Here is a 21,887-nt window from a genome sequence, read left to right as displayed (position 1 = left end):
AGGCGACCACATCGCGGTGATGTGGGTCGCCTTAATCCTTATTTCTGTTTAAGAAAGAGTATTGTCCGTCGCCAACTTCAGTTAATAACTAATTTCAGTCAATAGCTTAATATTAGTTAATCGCCAATTTTAATTAATAACTTACTTCAGTTCGTCGACAAACGTTTCGGCGCGACCAATGTAATTGGCTGGCGTCATTTTCTTCAGTTCAGCTTTCACTGAGTCTGGTAATTCAAGTCCGTCAATAAACACTGACAGTTGCTGCGCGTCAATACGTTTACCGCGCGTCAGTTCTTTTAATTTTTCGTATGGCTTTTCAATACCATAACGACGCATTACCGTTTGTACAGGTTCTGCTAACACTTCCCAGTTGTGATCTAACTCATCACGCAGATGCGCTTCGTTAACTTCTAACTTGCTGATGCCTTTTAAGGTCGCTTGATACGCGATCAACGCATGGGCAATACCCACACCTAAGTTACGCAGTACAGTCGAGTCAGTTAAGTCACGTTGCCATCTTGATAGCGGCAGCTTAGACGCTAAATGTTGCATCAGGGCGTTAGCGATACCTAAGTTACCTTCAGAGTTTTCAAAATCGATTGGGTTAACTTTGTGCGGCATAGTCGATGAACCGATTTCACCAGCGATAGTGCGTTGTTTGAAGTGACCTAGGGCGATGTAACCCCAAATATCACGGTCAAAGTCAATCAGCACAGTGTTGAAACGGGCAACCGCATCAAACAATTCGGCAATGTAATCGTGTGGCTCGATTTGCGTCGTGTAGGCATTCCAGTGCAAGCCAAGGCTAGTCACAAAACGCTCAGACAGCTCATGCCAGTTAACTTCAGGATAGGCTGACAGGTGAGCATTGTAGTTACCTACGGCACCGTTCAGTTTGCCCATGATTTCAACATTGGCGATTTGTTTGATTTGACGTTCAAGGCGCACTGCGACGTTCGCCATTTCTTTACCGAGCGTCGAAGGTGACGCGGGTTGGCCATGGGTACGTGACATTAATGGCACAGAGCGATATTCAATCGCCAGCTTTTTAATTGCCGTCAGTAACTCATTGCAGTAGGGCAGTAAAACATGCTCACGAGCTTCAGTCAGCATTAAACCGTGGCTTAAGTTGTTGATATCTTCAGAAGTACAAGCAAAGTGAACAAACTCACCCACAGCGGCTAATTCGCTATTGCCTGCGATTTTTTCTTTAATGAAGTATTCAACCGCTTTTACATCGTGGTTAGTGGTGCTTTCGATAGCCTTAACACGCAGCGCATCTTGTTCGTTGAAATTGTCTTTAATGCCATCGAGTACGGCGATAGCTGACGCGCTCAATGTTGGCACTTCGCTAATGTCTGGACAGTCGGCTAACAGTTTTAGCCAATTGATTTCAACCTGAACACGGTACTTGGTAAGACCGAACTCGCTGAAAATCCCTCTCAATGACGCGGTTTTACTACCATAACGACCGTCTACCGGAGAGATAGCAGTTAGTGCGGAAAGATCCATGTGTAGCTCCTTGATGAACGCTAATTTTATTATAGGGTAAGACTTTTCTTGGCTGTATCGACTATGGCTTTGCGGGCGAAGACTAAGTGTCGACGTTTACCGCCCAACTGACGCCACAGTACTGCGCTGCGTATAGCGGCAAGCAGCAGAGCACGAATTTTATGTTGTACAATAGGGCGCTGCAAACACACAGGATTACCCGATATTTGGATTTTTGGCCCTAAATTACTGATGATGTCACTGTAAATGCTGGCAAGATTGGCAACAACTTGCTCATCTGTGATGGCAAAATGATGTAGCTGGCGATTCACTTGATTAATACGTTCAGCCAACATGCCTAAGCCACTGTTAGAGCGCACGAGTTTACGCTCAAGGGCAAGCACTCCCACTAAATAGCGGGTGATTTCAACATCTTTTTGGCTGCTGTCACCGAGCTGATTCAGGATCAGTTTATAGCCTTTTTGCAATACGATTTTATCTTGGTAGACATCGGCCGTATTGTCAGGATTGGTGACGAGAATGGTGTTTAAGCTCGCTGCGAGCTCGGCATTATCCAATTCGCCATGGCGCGCTAAATGTTGAACTTGGGCAATGGCTTGCAGTATGCCTGCAAACGCCATAGTCCGATTAATGAGTTGCTCGTTCACGCGTTACCCTCGGATTAATTGATCTATGATGCCACCACCTAGGCAGACCTCACCATCATAAAATACCGCAGACTGTCCAGGCGTCACCGCCGCAACAGGTTCATCGAAGACCACGCGCAAGGTGTGTTCATCTGTGTAGGTTAATGTACAAGGCACATCTTGTTGGCGATAACGGGTTTTCACTGCGATATGACAACCATCGACAGGCCCAGTTCTATCTACCCAATGCAGTTGGTTAACTGTCATGCCGGTCGACATCAAACGGGGATGATGTCCGCCTTGACCCACGATCAATACGTTACGCTCAAGATCTTTATCGACCACATACCAAGGATCGTCATTGCTGTTTTTCATGCCGCCAATGCCTAAGCCTTTACGTTGGCCTAAGGTGTGGTACATGAGTCCTTGGTGCGTGCCTATGACTTCACCTTCTGGGGTTTCAATATTGCCAGGCTGCGCCGGTAAATAAGTCCCTAGAAATTCAGTGAACTTGCGCTCACCGATAAAGCAGATGCCAGTACTGTCTTTTTTGTCATGGGTGATTAAGCCCATTTCTTTCGCAATTTCACGAACTTGATGTTTTTCGAGCTCACCGACAGGGAACAGGCTTCGGGCTACTTGTTCATGGCTAAGGGTGTAGAGGAAATAACTTTGATCTTTATTGCCATCAACGCCACGGAGCATTTGCGTACTGCCGTCGCTGTTATCGCGACGGCGAACATAGTGGCCCATTGCGATGTAATCGGCGTCGAGGATTTCGTCGGCAAATTCTAAAAATGCCTTAAATTTGATTTCTTTGTTGCACATGATATCGGGATTTGGCGTGCGGCCGGCTTTGTATTCGGCGAGGAAATACTCAAATACATTGTCCCAATATTCGGCAGCAAAGTTGACTGTATGTAGCTTGATCCCAAGCTTGTCGCACACGGCTTGGGCGTCTTTTAAATCTTCTGCGGCCGCGCAGTACTCGTTATTGTCATCTTCTTCCCAGTTCTTCATGAAAAGGCCTTCAACCTGATAGCCTTGCTGCATAAGCAAATAGGCTGAAACAGATGAATCTACACCGCCGGACATGCCGACAATGACTTTTTTTCCTGTATGAGTGGGTTCGATTGATGTCATAAATCCTAAAAACCATTGAGTATGTGTGTTGGCTAGGTGGATGAATTTAAGCCGCGACATTGAGCGCGTAACAAAAATACCTAACCTAACTAAAAATATGGGCTAACTAAAAATCCAAGCTCACTTTAAATCCAAGCTAACTTTACATCTAGGTGCTGTGCTGCTGATTGCTAAATCAAACTTTTCCAGCGCTATCAAATAAAATGAGTCCGCAAACTGTCAGTAAACCTCGCATTTACGGCCAACTATTTATTTGCTGTACAAGGCCTCTGCAGTAGCACACGCATTAAGCTTAACCAGCCGTTTATGCGGGGCGGTATTCTATCACGCCTTGCTCGCTTGGGCTATCGTGAGGCGGTCACTATTGAGTAAGCTAAGGGGATAAGTTTGGCCATTTTGTGCCTGATTGAGATAGTCTTTTAAGCAATCGAGTACTAAGGGGCTGCGCAGTAAAGATGGCATGGCTTCTATCTGCGCAAGACTTAACCAATGCGCACTATGGATCGCTTTATCCTGCGGCGCAGGTGAGGGCATATCATCTAACTGCACGAAAAAAGTAAAGCGCACAAAGGCTAAGTCTTCACTGGCGCTAAGTTGATAAATGCCGACGAGTCCTTGGGCTTTGAGTGATAACCCCGTTTCTTCAAACACTTCGCGCTCACAGGCTTGGATCAAGCTTTCATTCGCTTCTAAGTGACCCGCGGGTTGATTAAAGCGTTGCTCGCCTTCAATCCACTCTTCTACCATCAGATATTTGTCCTGTGAAGTTGCATGAACAATACAAGCGACGGTCACATGGGGTTTATATCTTTGACTCATGGAGCCTCCTTTGAGTGGATTGGAACGCAAAAATTAGGCTGAAATTTAGACTTCATCACCGAGACGGATGCATTTGTGCTCACCCGATGGCAAATTATCTAGACTCCATTGGCCTATTTTATAACGGATTAATCTTAAGGTCGGAAAACCGATATGCGCTGTCATGCGTCTGACTTGGCGGTTGCGGCCTTCATGAATTTGGATTTCTAGCCAAGTTGTTGGGATATTTTTGCGCTCTCTCACCGGTGGATTACGTGGCCAAATGTCAGGTGAATCCATGATTTTGACTTTAGCAGGCAGCGTTATACCATCATTTAATTCAACACCTTGGCGCAGTTTTGTTAGTACATCTTCCGTCGGAACGCCTTCTACTTGCACCCAATAGGTTTTAAAGGTTTTCTTTTTCGGCTCTGTCAGTCTTGCCTGTAATTGACCGTCATTGGTCAGCAACAACAAGCCTTCACTGTCTCTGTCTAAGCGGCCTGCGGCATACACGTCAGCAATGGGAATGTAGTCTTTTAGGGTTTTACGACCTTGTTCATCGGTAAACTGGCAAAGTACATCAAAAGGCTTATTAAACAGCACGATAATTGGTGCGAGCGTTTGACTCTGCAGCGGTTTTGCCGCCGCAATTGCGCGTCGATTAGGATTTTTAAAGGGTTCTTTCTTTAAACTGCCATTGGCATTTCGTGCTGGCGCCACTTTGCTATCTACGGCGGTAGCGCGGTTGGCAGGGCCTCTGCTGGCGGGCTTAGCGGGTTTAATCGGGCTCTTGGCTGGGGAACTTGCGCTGGCATTGGCACCTTTAGGTTGAAACTTGTTTTTGTTCATACTTTTGCTAACAGGAGGTTGAGACACGCTTACCTGACTTGATTGAGTCGTTAATGTGGTCATAGTGTACTTGGCATTCGCCGTTAGTGGAATTTGAATATTATTGCGAATGCTCTATGATGTCGGCCAGAAAATGTGATCTGTGCCTAAATGTTTATTAGGTTTTAATGAGTCGTTGTAACAAATTTTAGCTTGCGCGCAAAGACAGAAGGGCATTGAGAATTTGAAAGGTGAGGGCGTGGTCGATTGCCTTGATTGATATTTTCCCTGTGCCCAGATTTGTTCGCCATGCTATAAAATTATTATAAAAAATATTAAATTTTACAATAATGTAGGATGTAACATGAAAGATAACTCATCAACAATTATTTACACTGAAACAGACGAAGCGCCAGCACTGGCCACCCTCTCACTCTTACCTATTATCAGAACGTTTACCGACGCCGCGGGCGTTGCGGTTGAAACCCGTGATATCTCGTTATCGGGCCGTATTATTGCCAGTTTCCCTGAGCAACTGACCGAAGCACAAAAGATTGGCGACCATCTGACTGAGCTTGGCGAGTTAGCGAATCAGCCAGAAGCGAACATCATCAAGTTACCAAATATCAGTGCTTCGATCCCACAATTAAAAGCCTGTATCCTTGAACTGCAGCAAAAAGGTTACGACATCCCTAATTATCCGGATGAGCCAAAAACCGACGCTGAAAAGTCAATTAAAACCCGTTACGACAAGATTAAAGGCAGTGCGGTAAACCCAGTACTGCGTGAAGGTAACTCAGATCGCCGTGCCCCATTATCGGTGAAAAACTTCGCCAAGAAAAACCCGCATTCAATGGGTAAATGGGCTACAGATTCTAAGTCACACGTTGCCCACATGACTGACGGTGATTTCTACGGCAGCGAGCAGTCTGTCACTTTATCTGATGCGGGCAGCGTGAATATCGTGCTGACCCAAAAAGATGGTCAAGAAGTGGTGCTCAAATCGGGTCTTAAGCTGCTGGCTGGCGAAATTATCGATGCTGCGGTGTTGAGTAAAAAAGCCTTAGTGAGCTTCTATGAGCGTGAAATCGAAAACGCCAAAGCTGAAGATGTGCTGTTATCGCTGCATCTGAAAGCCACTATGATGAAAGTGTCTGATCCTATTATGTTTGGTCACGCTGTGAAGGTCTTCTTCAAGCCAGTATTTGACAAACATGCGGCGCTTTTCGCTGAATTAGGCGTTGATGTTAACAACGGTTTTGGTGATGTTTATGCCAAAATAGCGACATTACCTGCTGATAGCCGCGCCGAAGTCGAAGCCGATATCGCCGCCGTTTACGCTGCGCGTCCCGCATTGGCTATGGTTGATTCTGACAAAGGTATCACCAACTTACACGTGCCAAGCGACATCATTATCGATGCGTCTATGCCTGCTGCGATTCGTTCATCTGGCCAAATGTGGGGACCAGACGGTCAACTGCATGATACTAAAGCCATGATCCCCGATCGTTGCTATGCCGGTATCTACCAAGAAACGATTGCTTTTTGTAAAGAGCACGGCGCTTTTGATCCTAAAACCATGGGCAGCGTGCCAAACGTGGGCTTGATGGCGCAAAAAGCCGAAGAGTACGGCAGCCACGATAAGACCTTTGAAATTCCTGCTGACGGTGTGGTTAACGTTGTTGATGCCAGCGGTAAGGTATTGATGAGCCATAACGTGGAAGCGGGCGATATCTGGAGAATGTGCCAAGTTAAAGACGCACCTATCCGTGATTGGGTAAAACTGGCCGTGCGCCGTGCCCGTTTAAGCAATACTCCAGCGGTATTCTGGTTAGATAGCAAACGTGCCCACGATGCGCAAATCATTGCTAAAGTGCAGCAGTATCTGCCAGAGCATGACACTGATGGCTTAGACATCAGCATTATGTCTCCAGAAGATGCTACGCGTTTGTCTTTGGCTCGCATCAAAGAAGGCAAAGATACCATTTCAGTTACGGGTAACGTTCTACGTGACTACCTGACTGACTTGTTCCCCATCCTCGAGCTAGGCACCAGTGCCAAAATGCTGTCAATCGTTCCATTAATGAACGGCGGCGGTCTATTTGAAACAGGTGCGGGCGGTAGTGCACCTAAACATGTGCAACAGCTTGAGAAAGAAGGTCACTTACGTTGGGATTCACTGGGTGAGTTCTTGGCTCTGGCGGCGTCTCTTGAGCATTTAAGCCAAACCGTGGGCAATCCAAAAGCCCAAGTATTAGCCGATACTTTAGATCAAGCCATTGGCCAATTCTTAGATAGCAATAAATCCCCATCAAGAAGAGTCGGTGAGTTAGACAACCGTGGCAGCCATTTCTACTTAGCCATGTACTGGGCACAAGCCTTAGCAGCGCAAACGGGCGATGAGCAGTTACAAGCTCACTTCATTCCGTTAGCGCATGCGCTAGCGGCGAATGAGCAAGTGATTGTGGCTGAATTAGCGACGGCACAAGGTGCACCAGTCGATTTAGGCGGTTACTACCGTTTAGATGCGGCTAAGGCTGAAAAAGCCATGCGCCCAAGCGAAACGTTGAACAAGCTGTTGATTGCTTAATCCCGCTCGTTATCACTTTTAGATGGCGTGTGCGTCAGTGTGGGCCATCTAAATTGATGTAAAGTTGTAAGTCATTAGACTGATTTTAAAAAAGGGTCTGCATTGCAGATCCTTTTTTATACCCTAAATTTGCTGTCGAGACCGATGATAAAAACTTTTTGCTGGGATGCAATGGATGATGTGCGGCGATTGAACTTGAATTAAATTCATGCGAAATGATGATGAGCGATGCAGCATTAAGTGGTGAGAATTGATGAAACACGCAGCAATAAAAAGGCAGGGACAAGTCCCTGCCTTTTAGATCATTGGCCTCACCAAACGTTATTTTGTTGGTGAAATGGCTGAAGCGTGCATCCCTTTTGGACCGGCTTCTACTTCAAATTGAACGGGTTGGCCTGCTTTTAGAGTTCGATAGCCTTCCATTTCAATGGTAGAATAGTGTGCAAAAACGTCCTCACCACCTTGATCAGGGCAAATAAACCCGAATCCTTTGGCGTTGTTGAACCATTTAACAGTTCCGCTTGCCATACTTCCACTTCCTTCTGTTGTCTACTTACCAGTAAGATAGTAAAACCTGTATAGACGGGTATTCGTTCACCGTCTGCACAACAGAATGTAAGGAGTAAATGCGGAAGTCAAGCTAAAATTAACAAAGGGGTAACAACTGATTAATTTGAACAGATCAATTGGAAGAGGCCAACACGAGAGGCTAGTATTAAAAAATGGCAAAGATAGGAAATATTGAACACGTTGAAGAACGTGTCGAATCAGAGTTAATGCCGCCTTCGATGTATAAGGTGGTACTCAATAATGATGATTACACCCCAATGGATTTTGTGATTGAAGTTTTGCAGGTTTTCTTTCGCAAGAACGAGCAGGAAGCGACCGATATCATGTTGACGATCCATCACCAAGGAAAAGGAATTTGCGGTATTTTCCCGTTTGGGATTGCAGAAACTAAGGTGATACAAGTAAATCAATTTGCAAGACAAAACCAACATCCGTTACTGTGTTCGTTAGAGAAAGCATAAAACCGCTTTACTCTGTAGTCTGTTGTTAATTTTGGGGGTGCTTATGCTGAACAAAGATCTGGAAGTCACCTTAAATCTGGCGTTTCAGCAAGCCAGAGACGCGCGTCACGAGTATATGACAGTGGAACATCTGTTATTAGCTCTGATCGACAATCCTGCGGCTCAAGAAGCGTTAATCGCCTGTGGAGCGAATCTAGATAAACTCAGAGATGAAGTGGCAAGCTTTATCCAACAAACAACCCCAATCATTGCCGATATTGATGATGACAAAGAAACTCAGCCGACGCTTGGGTTCCAGCGAGTGCTGCAACGGGCAGTATTCCATGTGCAGTCATCGGGTCGCAATGAAGTGAACGGCGCTAACGTGTTAGTTGCCATTTTCAGTGAGCAAGAATCCCAAGCCGTGTATTTACTGCGCCGCTGCGACATTAGTCGCCTCGATGTAGTGAATTTTATTTCCCATGGTTTCGCCAAAAATGATGATGCTGAGTCACATCAAGATCAAGAACGTGTCGAAGATCAGGGCGAAGGCAGCGAAGAGCGCAGTATGTTGTCGCAATTTGCGTCCAACTTAAATCAACTTGCAAAGCAAGGGATCATCGACCCACTGATTGGTCGCGACCAAGAAATTGAGCGCGCGATTCAAACCCTGTGCCGTCGCCGTAAAAATAATCCACTGTTAGTGGGTGAGGCGGGTGTAGGTAAAACGGCGATTGCCGAAGGGTTGGCGTATCGTATCGTCAATAAACAAGTGCCCGATGTGATGCTTGAAGCCACAGTGTATTCTTTGGATTTAGGTTCACTGCTGGCGGGAACTAAGTATCGCGGCGACTTTGAAAAACGCTTTAAGAACCTGTTAAAAGAACTGGCGGCGGATAAGCATGCCATCCTATTCATCGATGAGATCCACACCATTATCGGTGCGGGCGCGGCCTCTGGCGGCGTAATGGATGCCTCTAATCTGCTGAAACCTTTGCTATCTAGCGGCAATTTGCGTTGCATGGGCTCGACGACTTTCCAAGAATATCAAAGTATTTTTGAGAAAGATCGCGCACTTGCACGTCGTTTCCAAAAGGTGGATATCAATGAGCCTTCAGTGGAAGAAACCACTAAGATTTTGATGGGGCTTAAGTCTAAATACGAAGAATATCATGGGGTTCGTTATACTCAGGCCGCGATCAGCAGCGCTGCAGTATTGTCGGCCAAGCACATCAACGACAGGCATTTACCCGATAAAGCCATCGATGTGATTGATGAAGCGGGTGCGCGTATGGTGATGCTGCCTATGAGTAAACGTAAAAAGACCATAGGCCAGGCCGAGATTGAGTCGATTGTGGCGAAAATGGCACGTATCCCTGAGAAGTCGGTATCCGCTACTGATAAGGACTTACTGCGTAATCTTGAGCGTAACCTTAAGATGGTGGTCTTTGGCCAAGATAAGGCCATTGAGAGTCTGAGTTCGGCCATTCGCTTATCGCGCAGTGGCTTAGGTGCTGACCGAAAACCTGTGGGGAGCTTCTTATTCGCCGGTCCCACTGGTGTGGGTAAAACCGAAGTCACTAACCAACTGGCCAACTGCTTGGGGATGAAACTGGTGCGCTTTGACATGTCTGAGTACATGGAAAGCCATACAGTGTCACGCCTGATTGGTGCGCCTCCTGGTTATGTGGGTTATGACCAAGGTGGCTTGCTCACGGATGCTGTGATTAAAAATCCGCACTGTGTAGTGCTATTGGATGAAATTGAGAAGGCCCACCGTGATGTCTATAACCTGCTGTTGCAGGTGATGGATCACGGTACTTTGACCGATAATAATGGTCGTAAGGCTGACTTCAGACATGTGACTTTGGTGATGACTACTAACGCGGGTGTACAGGAGACTATTCGTAAGTCTATTGGCTTTACCCAGCAAGATCACACCCAAGATGCATTATCTGAAATTAATCGAGTATTTTCGCCAGAATTTCGAAATCGTCTCGATTCCATCATTTGGTTCAATCATTTGGATATGACGATTATCGCCAAAGTGGTCGATAAATTCTTGGTGGAATTGCAGGCTCAGTTGGATGCAAAACACGTTACTTTGGAAGTCAGCGACGAAGCCAGAACCTTGTTGGCCGAGAAAGGCTACGATAAGAACATGGGCGCACGTCCAATGGCTCGGGTCGTGACCGAATTGATCAAACGTCCATTGGCAGACGAGATATTATTTGGTGTCTTAGAGTCAGGTGGTGTTGCGCATGTGGATGTGAAGGAGGGCGAGATTGTCATTCGTACCGAACGTCACGAAAAAGCGACAACAAAAGCTTAACGCTTGATTATCCATTAGTTTTAGACATAAAAATGGCTGCAATTGCAGCCATTTTTTTCATCTTTCGCAAACAAAAAAACCCGGCCTTGCCGGGTTTTTAAATCTAAGAGGCTATATCAGCGTGCGCGGAAGACAATGCGACCTTTGGTCAGATCATAAGGAGTCAGCTGGACGGTAACTTTATCGCCAGTAAGGATCCGGATGTAGTTTTTACGCATTTTGCCTGAAATGTGGGCTATCACCACATGACCATTTTCAAGCTCTACACGAAACATTGTGTTTGGCAAGGTTTCAAGGATAGTGCCTTGCATTTCAATGTTGTCTTCTTTCGCCATTAATTAATTATCCCATTAGCCTTCGAATATAAAAAACGGGCGTATCATGCCCCAAATTCCCCCCGCTGTAAAGGGGAAGTACTTAGCAAACTTGGGAATACTCCCAGCCTGTCGGTGTCAGAATTTGATAAGGGCGATACAAACGCTTGTAAGACATCTTACGGTTTTCATCTATTTGATATCCGAGATAAACAAATTCTTTATTCATGAGTTTCGCCAGTCGACACTGAATTAAAATTAACAGTGCGCCGAGGGAGCGATGTTCTTCGTCGGGGTCAAAATAGCTGTAAATTGCCGAAAGACTATTGGGCAAACTATCTGTGACCGCAACTGCCAATAATTTATTTCCATCATAGACTTCGATAAACGTTGGCGGTAACCAATGGCAAAAAAGAAAGTGATTATATTGATCTTCGCTCGGGGGAAACATGGGGCCGTCAAAATGTCGCCCACGAATATAATGTTCATATAGCGTATATTGCTCGGCGGTTTGCTCCGATGTAATTCGCCAAGTCAGATCTTGGTTTTTTGCTAAAGTGCGTTTTTGGCGTTTCGATGGGACAAATTCATGGGTTGGTACACGGATTGGTTGGCATGCACTGCATCTAGGGCAGCGTGGTTTGTAGATAGAGCTACCACTGCGGCGAAAACCTACCGCGAGCAAACGCTCAAATAAAATAGGATCGAGCGTATCTTCTTGGATGACGAGTAGCTGCTCCTGCTGGCCATCAAGGTAGCTGCAGGGAAATATTTGACTGATACCGATAGCGATCGATGCTTTACTCGAGTTCAAGGATGACCTCTTTAGTGGCCCAAGTATTTGGGTCCACGGGATTGTTTCTTAGTTCGCTCAGTAACGTTATAAAATCAATGCGTTTAATAGCTTTAGCTCCCAAACTTTCTAGGTGGGGATTCATCACTTGTGCGTCGATGAGTTTGAATCCCATCTTGAGTAAATGTTGTTGCAGTGCGGCAACGGCGGCCTTGGACGCATTGGTTTTACGGTGAAACATGGATTCGCCGCAAAATACTTGGCCGATCGCTAAGCCGTAAAGCCCACCGATTAAACGTTCACCTTCCCACACTTCAATGGAGTGGGCATGACCTGTGTGATGCAATTCGCGATAGGCCATTTGAATTTCTTGGGTGATCCAAGTGCCGCTCTGTTTTTCTCTTGGCTGCGCACATCCCGCCATCACATCGGTGAAAGCGTGATTGATTGTGATCCGCCAAGGTTGTTTTTTTAAGTATTTACGCAGGCTGGTGCTGATGTGAATTTCACCTGGAATAAACACGGCGCGGGGATCCGGTGACCACCACAGGATGGGATCGTCAGAATTAAACCAAGGAAAAATACCGTTGTAGTAAGCAGAGAGTAAACGTTCAGGACGTAAGTCGCCGCCGATAGCCAATAAACCATTAGGATCGGTTAAGGCGTGCTCGGGCGAAGGAAAAGCTTCAAATTCGTGATTCAGGAAAGACAGTGACTTCACAATTGAGTATGATTTAGTTATAGACCTTATTATTAAGTTAGCGGAAATTCAGATATGTGGAAACCTACTCTAGCAAGCTTTATGTTTATTTTTGCTTTTATCATCAGCCCCGCTAATGCTGGCTATGATCGCAATCAAGCCGTGCCAGTTGAGAAAGTACTCTATGGCGATATCACTTCGGTACGTAATATCACCGAAACCCAGTTAATTGAAGACCGTAATCAAGGTTGGAAAACCTTCGGCGGCGCCTTAGCGGGTGGGGTGATTGGTCATCAGTTTGGTGGCGGTTCGGGTCGAGATGTGGCGACGATTTTAGGTGCCTTGATTGGTGGGGGTATCGGTAACCGTTATGGCAGCGGTACTAGCGTGCAATCGTTTAAGCTGGTGGAACTGATGATCAATCAAGAAGATGGTACTCAGGTCATGGTGATCCAAGATTACGATGCTGGCATGACGTTTAACGCGGGTGACAGAGTTCGAGTGGTATACCTGCAAGGTGGCGTGCGTGTTGATATCGCGATGTAAGCGATGGTCTCATATTGGATAAATTCTCATCTTCAGTAAATGGTCATCTTGAGTAACGGACGGTAATGCAATGACACGGACAGAACTAAGCCAATATTTAGCCGATTTTTTACATGTGTCGGCCTTTAAGGATTACGCACCCAATGGGCTGCAGGTAGAAGGCAAGGATGAGATCCACACCTTAGTCACGGGCGTGACAGCGTGTCAGGCCTTGATCGATGAAGCGATTCGATTAAACGCCGATGCGATATTGGTTCATCACGGCTTTTTTTGGAAGAATGAGCCTGAAGTGATCACAGGCATGAAACAACGCCGAATTAAGGCGCTGCTCAAGCATGATATTAGCTTGTTTGGATATCATTTACCCTTAGATGCCCACCCAATGCTCGGTAATAACGCGACTTTGGGGAGACAGCTTGGGATCATCGACGCAGAAGCCATTGAAGAGGTGGCTCAGGGGCTACTGTGGCGTGGAAAACTTGATCTTGCAGTCAGTGCTAGCGAATTTTCTCACACCCTTGAGAATGCTTTAGGCAGAGCCCCACTGCACATTGGTGATAGCGATGCAAAGATCCAACATGTAGCTTGGTGTACTGGTGGCGCACAGGATTATATCGATGTTGCGGCGAGTTTAGGCGTGGATGCGTTTATCAGTGGTGAAGTGTCCGAGCGAACGTTTCACAGTGCGGTAGAGCAGGGCATACATTATTTTGCGGCTGGGCACCATGCGACAGAACGTTTTGGTATTCAAGCCTTAGGCCGTCACCTCGCCCGCGAGTTTGATCTCGTGCACCATTTTGTGGATATCACCAATCCGGTCTAATCCATTCATAAAGCGGCTTATGATGACAATCTAACTGTTTTATTCCTAAACGAAAGGCGAGCATGGCTCGCCTTTTTTATTGTGGTTTTATTGTTATTTATAGTCACTCAAATCCGTTCCTCTAGCTGATTGTGCAATCAGCTCTTAGCCTTTAGCTGCTGCTAGATTAGCTCCAAAGTGGACAATACAAAGATGCCTAAGGTGCACGTGATCAGCGAGCAGACCGTGGTTAGCGCAATAATATTGGCCGCAAGGGGCGCATTGCCACCCATGGCGCGCGCCATCACATAGCTTGCGGCTGCGGTGGGTGCAGAACTCATTAAAAAGACCATTGCTAACTCAATCCCTCGATAGCCCAACAGCAAGGCCCCAATCGTGATAAAAAGCGGGGCAAAGATCAGTTTCAATGCGGTCGAGAACCAAGTTGTATGCTTTTCATGTTTGAGTGAACCAACATCGAGCGAACCGCCGGTACACAGTAGCGCTAATGGCAGGGTCATATTGGCGAAGTATTGTCCCGCATCAAGCACCATTTTCGGTACTGGAATAGCAAGCAAATAGAACAACATGCCTGCCATAATGGCAATGATCAACGGGTTTTTGGTGATGGTCTTGATGATCACGCCAAATGCACGTTGGCTGGATTCTTCGCCTTTAGGGCTTAGGCAAATAACCGCTTGAATGTTATACAGCAGCGTCATCGAGGCAACATAGACCGCGGCTAAGGCAACACCAGAACTCCCATAGGCGTTGGAAACATAAGCTAAGCCGATAATGGCGGTATTGGCCCTAAAACCCCCTTGAATGATCACTCCTTGGTCTTTGTGCTTGGGAAATAGCCGCCCAGTTGCATAGGTGGAGAGTATGAAAAACAGGAAATTGGCCGTTAAACCATAGCCAATCAAGGGCGCACTGGAGGCGAGATCGTGATTTGAGCTAATAATGCTAAGGAACAGCAAGGCTGGCAGCGTCACGTTAAAGACTAATCTTGATGCGACATCAATAAAGTTTTCATTGATGATTTGGGTGCGTTTTAGGAGCACACCGAGTGCTAACATCAAACAGATGGGGCCCGTAATCGAGGCCGAAAACAGCAACTGCTCAACGATATTTCCCATAACTACTCCTCGAGTTATTCATTTAGCACTGCGTCGATTTTAGACTTGTCACTGATATGAATGTCACATTGCCGTGAATATCTTGTCGATAGAAATACGAGTTTTAACTCGGTCTCTTAAACCACTCAGTTAAAATTAAATGGCTTAAACTCAGTCTTTTAAAAGACTGAGTGACACTTGCGACCACGAATCGGCTCAAACAATCGATATCAACAAATAAGGCCACATAAAATGCGGCCTTATTGGTTTTTCGAGCGTTATCTAGCGCAGATTACTTAACCCGCATGCCAGGCTGTGCGCCTTCATGGGGTTCTAAAATCCACAGGTCGCTGCCACCAGGGCCAGCGGCCAAAACCATGCCTTCTGACATGCCAAAACGCATCTTACGTGGTGCTAAGTTGGCGACCATCACAGTTAGTTTGCCTTCGAGATCTTCTGGCGAATAGGCCGATTTGATCCCTGCAAACACTTGGCGTGTTTCGCCGCCGATGTCGAGCTGCAACTTCAGTAACTTGTCAGCGTCAGCAACATGCTCGGCTTTCACGATACGAGCGATACGCAGGTCGATTTTAGCAAAATCATCAAAGTTGATGGTCTCACTGATAGGATCGTTAACCAGAGGCTCACTGCTAACATTAGATGATTCAACCGTCTTTTCAGGCGCAGCCGTCTTTGGCGCATCGGCCGTGACTTGCAGGTTATCCTTGGAATCGGCAACCATAGCATTGACTTTATCCAGCTCAACACGTTGCATCATGGTTTTGAATGGAGCGATTTCATGACCCGCTAAATCTTGGTTCAATGCATTCCAAGTGAGCGGTAGTTGGAAAAAGGCTTCCACATCTTGGGCTAAACGTGGCAATACAGGTTTTAGATACGTCACGAGAATACGGAACAGATTCAAGGCATTTGAACACACTTGATGAGCCGCTTCCTGTTGATCGTCATGTTTCACCATTTGCCAAGGCGCAGCATCGGCTACAAAACCGTTAGCAATATCCGCCAGTGCCATGATTTCGCGCATCGCTTTGCCGTATTCGCGCGACTCGTAAAATTCGGCGATCACCTCTTGCTTGGCTAGAAACGCTTCAGTCAGGGTGGTGTCGTTAATTTTCGCGAGCTTGCCATCGAAACGTTTAGTGATAAAACCTGCGGTGCGCGAGGCTAAGTTCACTAGCTTACCGACTAAGTCTGAATTCACGCGCTGGGCGAAATCTTCGAGATTTAAATCTAAATCGTCGATACGGCTGCTGAGTTTGGCGGCGTAGTAGTAACGTAAATATTCAGGATCTAAATGATCTAAATAAGTTCGCGCTTTGATGAAAGTGCCTTTGGATTTTGACATCTTAGCGCCGTTGACCGTCACATAGCCGTGGGCATAGACGCTGTTTGGCTGGCGGTAACCAGAGCCGTGTAACATGGCAGGCCAAAACAGACTGTGGAAGTAGACTATGTCTTTACCGATGAAGTGATAAACCTCGGCGGTTGAATCTTTGCCCCAGAATTCCTCAAAGCTCAGCTCAGGGCGTTTGTCACAGAGGTTTTTGAACGAACCCATATAACCGATAGGCGCATCTAGCCAAACGTAGAAATACTTAGCTGGCGCATCAGGAATTTCGAAACCAAAATACGGCGCATCACGGGTGATATCCCATTGCTGCAGACCTTGATCGAACCATTCGTCGAGTTTATTGGCCATCTCGACTTGCAGGGCACCAGAGCGAGTCCACTCTTTTAGCATGCCTTCGAAGGCGGGCAGGTCGAAGAAAAAGTGCTCAGTGTCTTTCATCACTGGTATCGCACCCGATACCGCTGATTTTGGATTGATGAGCTCAGTTGGGCTGTAAGTCGCGCCGCAGGCATCACAGTTATCGCCGTATTGATCCGGTGACTTACACTTAGGACAAGTGCCTTTTACGAAGCGGTCTGGCAAGAACATGGATTTCTCAGGATCGAACAGCTGAGAAATACTCTTGCTCTTGATATAGCCATTCGCACGTAGCTTGAGATAAATATCACTCGCCAGTACGCGGTTTTCATCGCTGTGGGTGCTGTGATAGTTATCGAAGGCGATATTGAAATCGGCAAAATCCTGCTGATGTTCTTTGTTCACTTGGGCAATCATGTCTTCTGGCGCTATGCCTAATTGCTGTGCTTTAAGCATGATTGGCGTGCCATGGGCGTCATCGGCACAAATATAGTGGCACTCATGTCCACGAAGCTTTTGATAACGCGACCAGATATCTGTCTGTATGTATTCCAGCATGTGACCTAAATGTATCGGTCCGTTTGCATAGGGAAGTGCGCTGGTCACGAGAATTTTACGTTGTGAAGTTGCCATCTTGTCTCAAATATCGTGGTGGGCCAAAAATATTGGTAGAGATACTAACCGATTACAGGATGATTTTCATCAAAACCTGAGCCAATTGAGCTAAATCTGCGCTAATGTTTTCTGCATTATCTGGTACACTTGGGCAAATTTATTGGTGGGGGTAATTCTTTTGTCTTCAACTCAAACTGATTATCGTCTGAATGACGATCTTCTCGGGCCAGTTCTGGCTATTCTCGATTCATTTGTTGACCCGTATCTCGCGAAAGGGTTAGTGAGCGCAGGATGCGTAAATAAGCTGGCATTGGAAGGTAAGCGTTTGCAGCTTGGCTTAGTCTATCCATACCCTTGTATGACTCAGTATCGCGACACTGTTATGGCGCTGACGAATAAGTTAGCGGTGCTCGATGCTATTGATGAAGTCGAGTGTGAAATCGATTTTCAACCTAAAGCTTACTCAGCGTTATCTTCTATTGCGCCGATTGCCAATGTGAAGCAAGTGATTGCCGTAGCCTCAGGTAAGGGCGGTGTGGGTAAGTCAACCACAGCGGTGAACTTAGCTTTGGCATTAGCGGCTGAAGGTGCGCAGGTGGGTATTCTCGATGCGGATATTTACGGCCCGTCAGTGCCTATGATGTTAGGTATTCCTAATTTCAGACCGCTTTCCCCCGATGGCAAACATATGACAGCCGCCAGTGCCCATGGTATTGCCGCGCAGTCGATTGGTTTTATGCTCAGTGGTGATGAAGCTGCCGTGTGGCGTGGCCCAATGGCCGCGGGCGCGTTAGCCCAGTTACTGAATGAAACCCAATGGCCAGAACTGGATTATTTAGTCGTTGATATGCCACCAGGCACAGGGGATATTCAGCTCACGTTATCGCAAAAAGTCCCTGTGAGCGGAGCCGTTATCGTGACTACACCGCAGGATATCGCACTGGCCGATGCCAAGAAGGGCATCAATATGTTCCAGAAAGTGAACATTCCTGTGCTGGGTATTGTCGAGAACATGAGTTTCCATTTATGTCCTGAGTGTGGTCATAAAGAACATCCATTTGGAACACACGGCGGCAGTAAAATTGCTGAACGCTATCAAGTTCCACTGTTAGGCGCTTTGCCGCTGCACATCAATATCCGTGAAGCCATGGATAATGGTGCGCCGACCGTCGTTGCCGATCCTGACAGTGAAGTCGCAGCTCTTTATCGGGAAATTGCCCGTAAAGTGGGCGCAGAATTGGCTTTAAAGCAAAGCCAGAAAACAGTTTCTATTAGTGTTTCAGATGACGAGTAAGGTTTAAGGGTATGAATTCTCAGCAGTGTGTCATTATTGCAATTGCTGGCGCGTCAGCATCGGGCAAAAGTTTAATTGCCAAAACGATTTTTGACGAATTGCGCCGCGATTTAGGCACAGATCAAATTGGGGTAATTAATGAAGACGCGTACTATCGCGATCAGAGTCATTTATCCATGGATGAACGGGTATTAACGAATTACGATCATCCAAAAGCGCTGGACCATCAATTGTTGTGCACGCATTTACAGTTGCTCAAGTCTGGCGAAGCTGTTGATATCCCTTGTTATAGCTATACAGAACATACACGCACTGCAGAAACCTTAAAGATGACACCGAAAAAGGTGATCATTTTAGAAGGTATCTTATTGCTGACCGATCCTAAGTTACGTGCGCTGATGGACGCGAGTGTGTTTATGGACACGCCGCTGGACATTTGTTTCCTACGTCGCTTAACCCGTGATGTGGCCGAGCGCGGCCGTACGATGGAATCTGTGATTTCACAGTACAAGAAAACCGTGCGTCCTATGTTCTTACAGTTTATCGAACCCTCGAAACAATACGCCGACATTATCGTTCCCCGTGGCGGCAAAAATCGTATTGCGACCGATATTTTAAAGACTCGTATCCAACATTTACTGGCAAAATAACGACATAAAAACTCAAGGAGTAATAGGCAAGATGCGCTTAACCGATATCGAAATTGAACAGGCCCTTGATAACGGCACTATCGTAATAGAACCTCGCCCAGGCATAGAAGCTATTTCAGGCGTCAGTGTTGATGTGCGCTTAGGTGGACAGTTTCGCGTCTTTAAAGATCATACCGCGCCTTTTATCGACTTGAGTGGTCCAAGTGCTGAGATGCAAGCGGCGCTCGATCGGGTGATGAGTGAGATTATCGAAATCCCCGATGGCGAAGCATTTTTCTTGCATCCTGGCGAATTGGCTTTGGCTGTGACTTACGAGAGCGTAACTTTACCTGCCGACATCGTCGGTTGGCTTGATGGCCGTTCGTCTCTAGCGCGTTTAGGCCTGATGGTACACGTAACGGCGCACCGTATCGATCCGGGTTGGCAAGGTAAAATTGTGCTCGAGTTTTATAACAGCGGCAAGTTGCCTTTAGCTTTGCGTCCACGCATGACTATAGGTGCGCTTAACTTTGAACGCTTAAATCATGCGGTTGCACGTCCTTATAACACCCGTAAGAGTGCCAAGTACAAAGATCAGCAAGAAGCGGTGGCTAGCCGTATCAGTCAGGACTAACACGCGTGTTCTGGGTGAATGGCGCATCGCAGGCAAGTGTCGACCCTTCCGATCGAGGGCTTGCCTACGGTGATGGTCTGTTTGCAACGATGCGAACGGACGCTGAGGGGATTATGTTTTTTGAAGCCCATCAAGCCCGTTTAACCGCAGGCGCCGCAAGGCTTGGATTTCAATGGCAAATGAGTAAAGCATTGCAACAGCAACTGAATACCTTAGCCATTGAATATCCTCATCATTGCATTAAGTTAATCGTTTCCCGTGGTGTTGGTGGTCGTGGCTATACACCGCCAGAAACGGTTAATCCTACCGAAATCGTCTCAGTTCATACTATCCCCGGCCATTATGCTCAGTGGCAGCAACAGGGTATTAGCCTTAAAACTTCGTCGGTACGATTGGGTTTGCAGCCTCTGTTGGCAGGGATGAAGCATTTAAATCGACTCGAACAAGTTTTGATTAAATCGCACTCTTTACCGCAGGGATTTGATGACTGGTTAGTCAAAAATATCGAGGAGAATGTGATTGAATCTTCGATGGCGAATGTGTTTTTTATCAAAGATAATCGCATTATCACGCCTTCATTAGCCCTGTGTGGCGTGGCGGGTGTGATGCGCGAACAGATAATGTTGGCCTTGCTTGAACAGAACATGAATATCGAATGTTTGCCCGTTGGCGCCGAGCGTTTAATCGAATTTGACTCAGCGTTTATCACTAACAGCGTTTTAGGGATTGTGGATGTACTGGCGATAGACTCGCTCAAGTTCACCCGTGCTCCGATTACCGCGCAACTTAGACAGACACTTTCACTCACTCTATGAAAAAAATCATTATTATCGTCAGTTCAACCCTGTTGACCTTGCTAACCTTAGTCTGTTTGGGTGCCTTTTGGGGCTATCAAACAGTTGTCGAATACAGTCAAACGCCGCTGAGCCTCAGCGAGCCTAAAGAGTTGAAGGTTGAGCGCGGCACCAGTGTGAATCAACTGGCACAGCAACTTGCCGATGACGGCGTTATTCAAGATACGTGGAAACTCAAGTGGCTGCTTAAGTTTCGTCCTGAGCTTGCTAAAATTCGCACGGGACTTTATGAAATATCACCTTCACAAACGATTACTGATTTACTCAATGATTTGATCGCCGGCAAAGTAAAAACCTTCAGTTTGACCTTAGTTGAAGGTAAAACTATTGTGGAATGGGAACAACAGCTTACCAGTGCTCCGCATTTACAAATGTCACCAGAAGCATTTGCAGCGGTATTGATGACACAAGGCGATGATTCTGGTTTGCCTGAGGGAAAATTCTTCCCCGACACTTATCATTATACCGCCGAGGCGGATGCTAAAGTCATGCTGACTCAAAGCTATAAAATGATGGAGCAGGAGCTTGCCAAAGCGTGGGCAGAACGGGCGCCAAATTTGCCGTTAAAATCGCCCTATGAAATGCTGATTTTGGCATCGATAGTTGAAAAGGAAACCGGCCAAGCCCATGAGCGTGAGCAAATCGCCGGTGTATTTGTTAATCGTCTTAACCTAGGTATGCGTCTGCAAACCGATCCGACCGTTATTTACGGCATGGGTGATCGCTATAAGGGTAATATCACCCGCAAAGATTTAGTCGAAGAGACGCCTTTTAATACTTATCGTATCTTTGGATTGCCGCCAACGCCGATAGCTGCACCGAGTAAAGCCTCATTGATGGCCGTGTCTAAGCCCGCCAGTGTGAGTTACCTTTATTTTGTATCGCGCAACGATGGCACCCATGTGTTTTCAACCACGCTTGAAGAACACAATCACGCCGTAGACGTCTATCAGCGTAAGATAAAACCAGCGACGCCAGAAAAATCACCAAAGTAAAAATGCAGAGAAAGAAAATCCA

21 protein-coding genes are annotated in these 21,887 nt (G+C 46.5%); 10 read left to right on the top strand and 11 right to left on the bottom strand.

The genetic code is table 11. The features are described from left to right. Positions 1–141: 141 nt before the first annotated feature. The 5 genes from purB to rluE all read right to left on the bottom strand — a co-directional run bounded on the left by purB (position 142) and on the right by rluE (position 4,931). Positions 142–1,512, bottom strand: coding sequence for an adenylosuccinate lyase (gene purB, locus GWI56_RS05210; RefSeq protein ID WP_113940534.1), 1,371 nt, complete (start codon positions 1,510–1,512; stop codon positions 142–144). A 29-nt stretch (positions 1,513–1,541) separates the two neighbouring features. Further along, positions 1,542–2,159: a high frequency lysogenization protein HflD gene (gene hflD, locus GWI56_RS05205; RefSeq protein ID WP_131523325.1), complete on the bottom strand. Its 618-nt coding sequence runs from the start codon at positions 2,157–2,159 to the stop codon at positions 1,542–1,544. 3 nt (positions 2,160–2,162) lie between these two features. Then, positions 2,163–3,281, bottom strand: coding sequence for a tRNA 2-thiouridine(34) synthase MnmA (mnmA, locus tag GWI56_RS05200; RefSeq protein WP_173244504.1), 1,119 nt, complete (start codon positions 3,279–3,281; stop codon positions 2,163–2,165). A 324-nt stretch (positions 3,282–3,605) separates the two neighbouring features. Then, a complete protein-coding gene (locus GWI56_RS05195; RefSeq protein ID WP_198572319.1) occupies positions 3,606–4,100 on the bottom strand; it encodes an NUDIX hydrolase in 495 nt (164 codons plus the stop codon). Between the two features lie 45 nt (positions 4,101–4,145). Then, on the bottom strand, positions 4,146–4,931 hold the full coding sequence (rluE, locus tag GWI56_RS05190) for a 23S rRNA pseudouridine(2457) synthase RluE (protein WP_206765995.1): 786 nt from the start codon (positions 4,929–4,931) through the stop codon (positions 4,146–4,148). A 343-nt stretch (positions 4,932–5,274) separates the two neighbouring features. Between rluE and GWI56_RS05185 the strand changes: the two genes are divergently transcribed. After that, a complete protein-coding gene (locus tag GWI56_RS05185; protein ID WP_198572317.1) occupies positions 5,275–7,500 on the top strand; it encodes an NADP-dependent isocitrate dehydrogenase in 2,226 nt (741 codons plus the stop codon). A 321-nt stretch (positions 7,501–7,821) separates the two neighbouring features. Here the strand turns inward: GWI56_RS05185 and cspD are convergent, their stop codons facing one another. Then, positions 7,822–8,028: a cold shock domain-containing protein CspD gene (cspD, locus tag GWI56_RS05180; protein ID WP_006081937.1), complete on the bottom strand. Its 207-nt coding sequence runs from the start codon at positions 8,026–8,028 to the stop codon at positions 7,822–7,824. A gap of 194 nt (positions 8,029–8,222) precedes the next feature. Between cspD and clpS the strand changes: the two genes are divergently transcribed. Both clpS and clpA read left to right on the top strand, forming a co-directional pair. After that, positions 8,223–8,531, top strand: coding sequence for an ATP-dependent Clp protease adapter ClpS (gene clpS / locus GWI56_RS05175; RefSeq protein WP_006081936.1), 309 nt, complete (start codon positions 8,223–8,225; stop codon positions 8,529–8,531). Between the two features lie 43 nt (positions 8,532–8,574). Next, positions 8,575–10,842 (top strand): ATP-dependent Clp protease ATP-binding subunit ClpA, encoded by a 2,268-nt coding sequence (gene clpA / locus GWI56_RS05170; RefSeq protein WP_028759739.1) that lies wholly within the window; start codon positions 8,575–8,577, stop codon positions 10,840–10,842. Between the two features lie 116 nt (positions 10,843–10,958). Here the strand turns inward: clpA and infA are convergent, their stop codons facing one another. From infA to aat, 3 genes are all read right to left on the bottom strand, one after another. Further along, positions 10,959–11,177: a translation initiation factor IF-1 gene (gene infA, locus GWI56_RS05165; RefSeq protein WP_006081934.1), complete on the bottom strand. Its 219-nt coding sequence runs from the start codon at positions 11,175–11,177 to the stop codon at positions 10,959–10,961. 82 nt (positions 11,178–11,259) lie between these two features. Further along, positions 11,260–11,970, bottom strand: a complete 711-nt coding sequence (locus GWI56_RS05160) for an arginyltransferase (protein WP_028759740.1) — start codon at positions 11,968–11,970, stop codon at positions 11,260–11,262. Next, positions 11,957–12,670 carry a leucyl/phenylalanyl-tRNA--protein transferase gene (gene aat, locus GWI56_RS05155; protein ID WP_198572316.1) on the bottom strand — a complete coding sequence of 238 codons (714 nt, stop codon included), beginning with the start codon at positions 12,668–12,670 and terminating at the stop codon, positions 11,957–11,959. Before aat ends, GWI56_RS05160 begins: the two co-directional genes overlap by 14 nt. 54 nt (positions 12,671–12,724) lie before the next feature. Here aat and GWI56_RS05150 point away from each other — a divergent pair, with 54 nt between their 5' ends. Together GWI56_RS05150 and GWI56_RS05145 are read left to right on the top strand one after the other, a co-directional pair. Further along, on the top strand, positions 12,725–13,195 hold the full coding sequence (locus GWI56_RS05150) for a glycine zipper 2TM domain-containing protein (RefSeq protein WP_198572315.1): 471 nt from the start codon (positions 12,725–12,727) through the stop codon (positions 13,193–13,195). Positions 13,196–13,265: 70 nt separating this feature from the next. Continuing rightward, positions 13,266–14,018 carry a Nif3-like dinuclear metal center hexameric protein gene (locus GWI56_RS05145; RefSeq protein ID WP_198572314.1) on the top strand — a complete coding sequence of 251 codons (753 nt, stop codon included), beginning with the start codon at positions 13,266–13,268 and terminating at the stop codon, positions 14,016–14,018. 161 nt (positions 14,019–14,179) lie between these two features. Here GWI56_RS05145 and GWI56_RS05140 read toward each other — a convergent pair whose 3' ends face one another. Further along, the gene (locus tag GWI56_RS05140; protein WP_198572313.1) at positions 14,180–15,136 is read right to left on the bottom strand and encodes an AEC family transporter; all 957 of its coding nucleotides are present in this window, start codon (positions 15,134–15,136) and stop codon (positions 14,180–14,182) included. 271 nt (positions 15,137–15,407) lie between these two features. After that, entirely contained in the window at positions 15,408–17,477 is a 2,070-nt protein-coding gene (gene metG / locus GWI56_RS05135) for a methionine--tRNA ligase (RefSeq protein ID WP_198572312.1), read from the bottom strand. 160 nt (positions 17,478–17,637) lie between these two features. Between metG and apbC the strand changes: the two genes are divergently transcribed. The 5 genes from apbC to mltG are packed head-to-tail and all read left to right on the top strand — an operon-like array spanning position 17,638 to position 21,865. Next, positions 17,638–18,753, top strand: a complete 1,116-nt coding sequence (gene apbC / locus GWI56_RS05130; RefSeq protein WP_006086266.1) for an iron-sulfur cluster carrier protein ApbC — start codon at positions 17,638–17,640, stop codon at positions 18,751–18,753. 11 nt (positions 18,754–18,764) lie between these two features. Beyond that, positions 18,765–19,403, top strand: coding sequence for a uridine kinase (udk, locus tag GWI56_RS05125; protein ID WP_028759746.1), 639 nt, complete (start codon positions 18,765–18,767; stop codon positions 19,401–19,403). Positions 19,404–19,434: 31 nt separating this feature from the next. Further along, positions 19,435–20,016, top strand: coding sequence for a dCTP deaminase (gene dcd, locus GWI56_RS05120; protein ID WP_028759747.1), 582 nt, complete (start codon positions 19,435–19,437; stop codon positions 20,014–20,016). A 5-nt stretch (positions 20,017–20,021) separates the two neighbouring features. Continuing rightward, complete coding sequence (gene pabC, locus GWI56_RS05115; protein WP_198572311.1) at positions 20,022–20,831, top strand: aminodeoxychorismate lyase; 810 nt, start codon at positions 20,022–20,024, stop codon at positions 20,829–20,831. Beyond that, a complete protein-coding gene (mltG, locus tag GWI56_RS05110) occupies positions 20,828–21,865 on the top strand; it encodes an endolytic transglycosylase MltG (protein ID WP_198572310.1) in 1,038 nt (345 codons plus the stop codon). Before pabC ends, mltG begins: the two co-directional genes overlap by 4 nt. Positions 21,866–21,887 lie beyond the last annotated feature (22 nt).

The organism is Shewanella sp. DW31 (assembly GCF_015767295.1).
In the GTDB taxonomy this organism is placed as follows: Bacteria; Pseudomonadota; Gammaproteobacteria; order Enterobacterales; family Shewanellaceae; genus Shewanella; species Shewanella oncorhynchi.
This window is presented reverse-complemented; position numbering and strand designations above follow the sequence as displayed.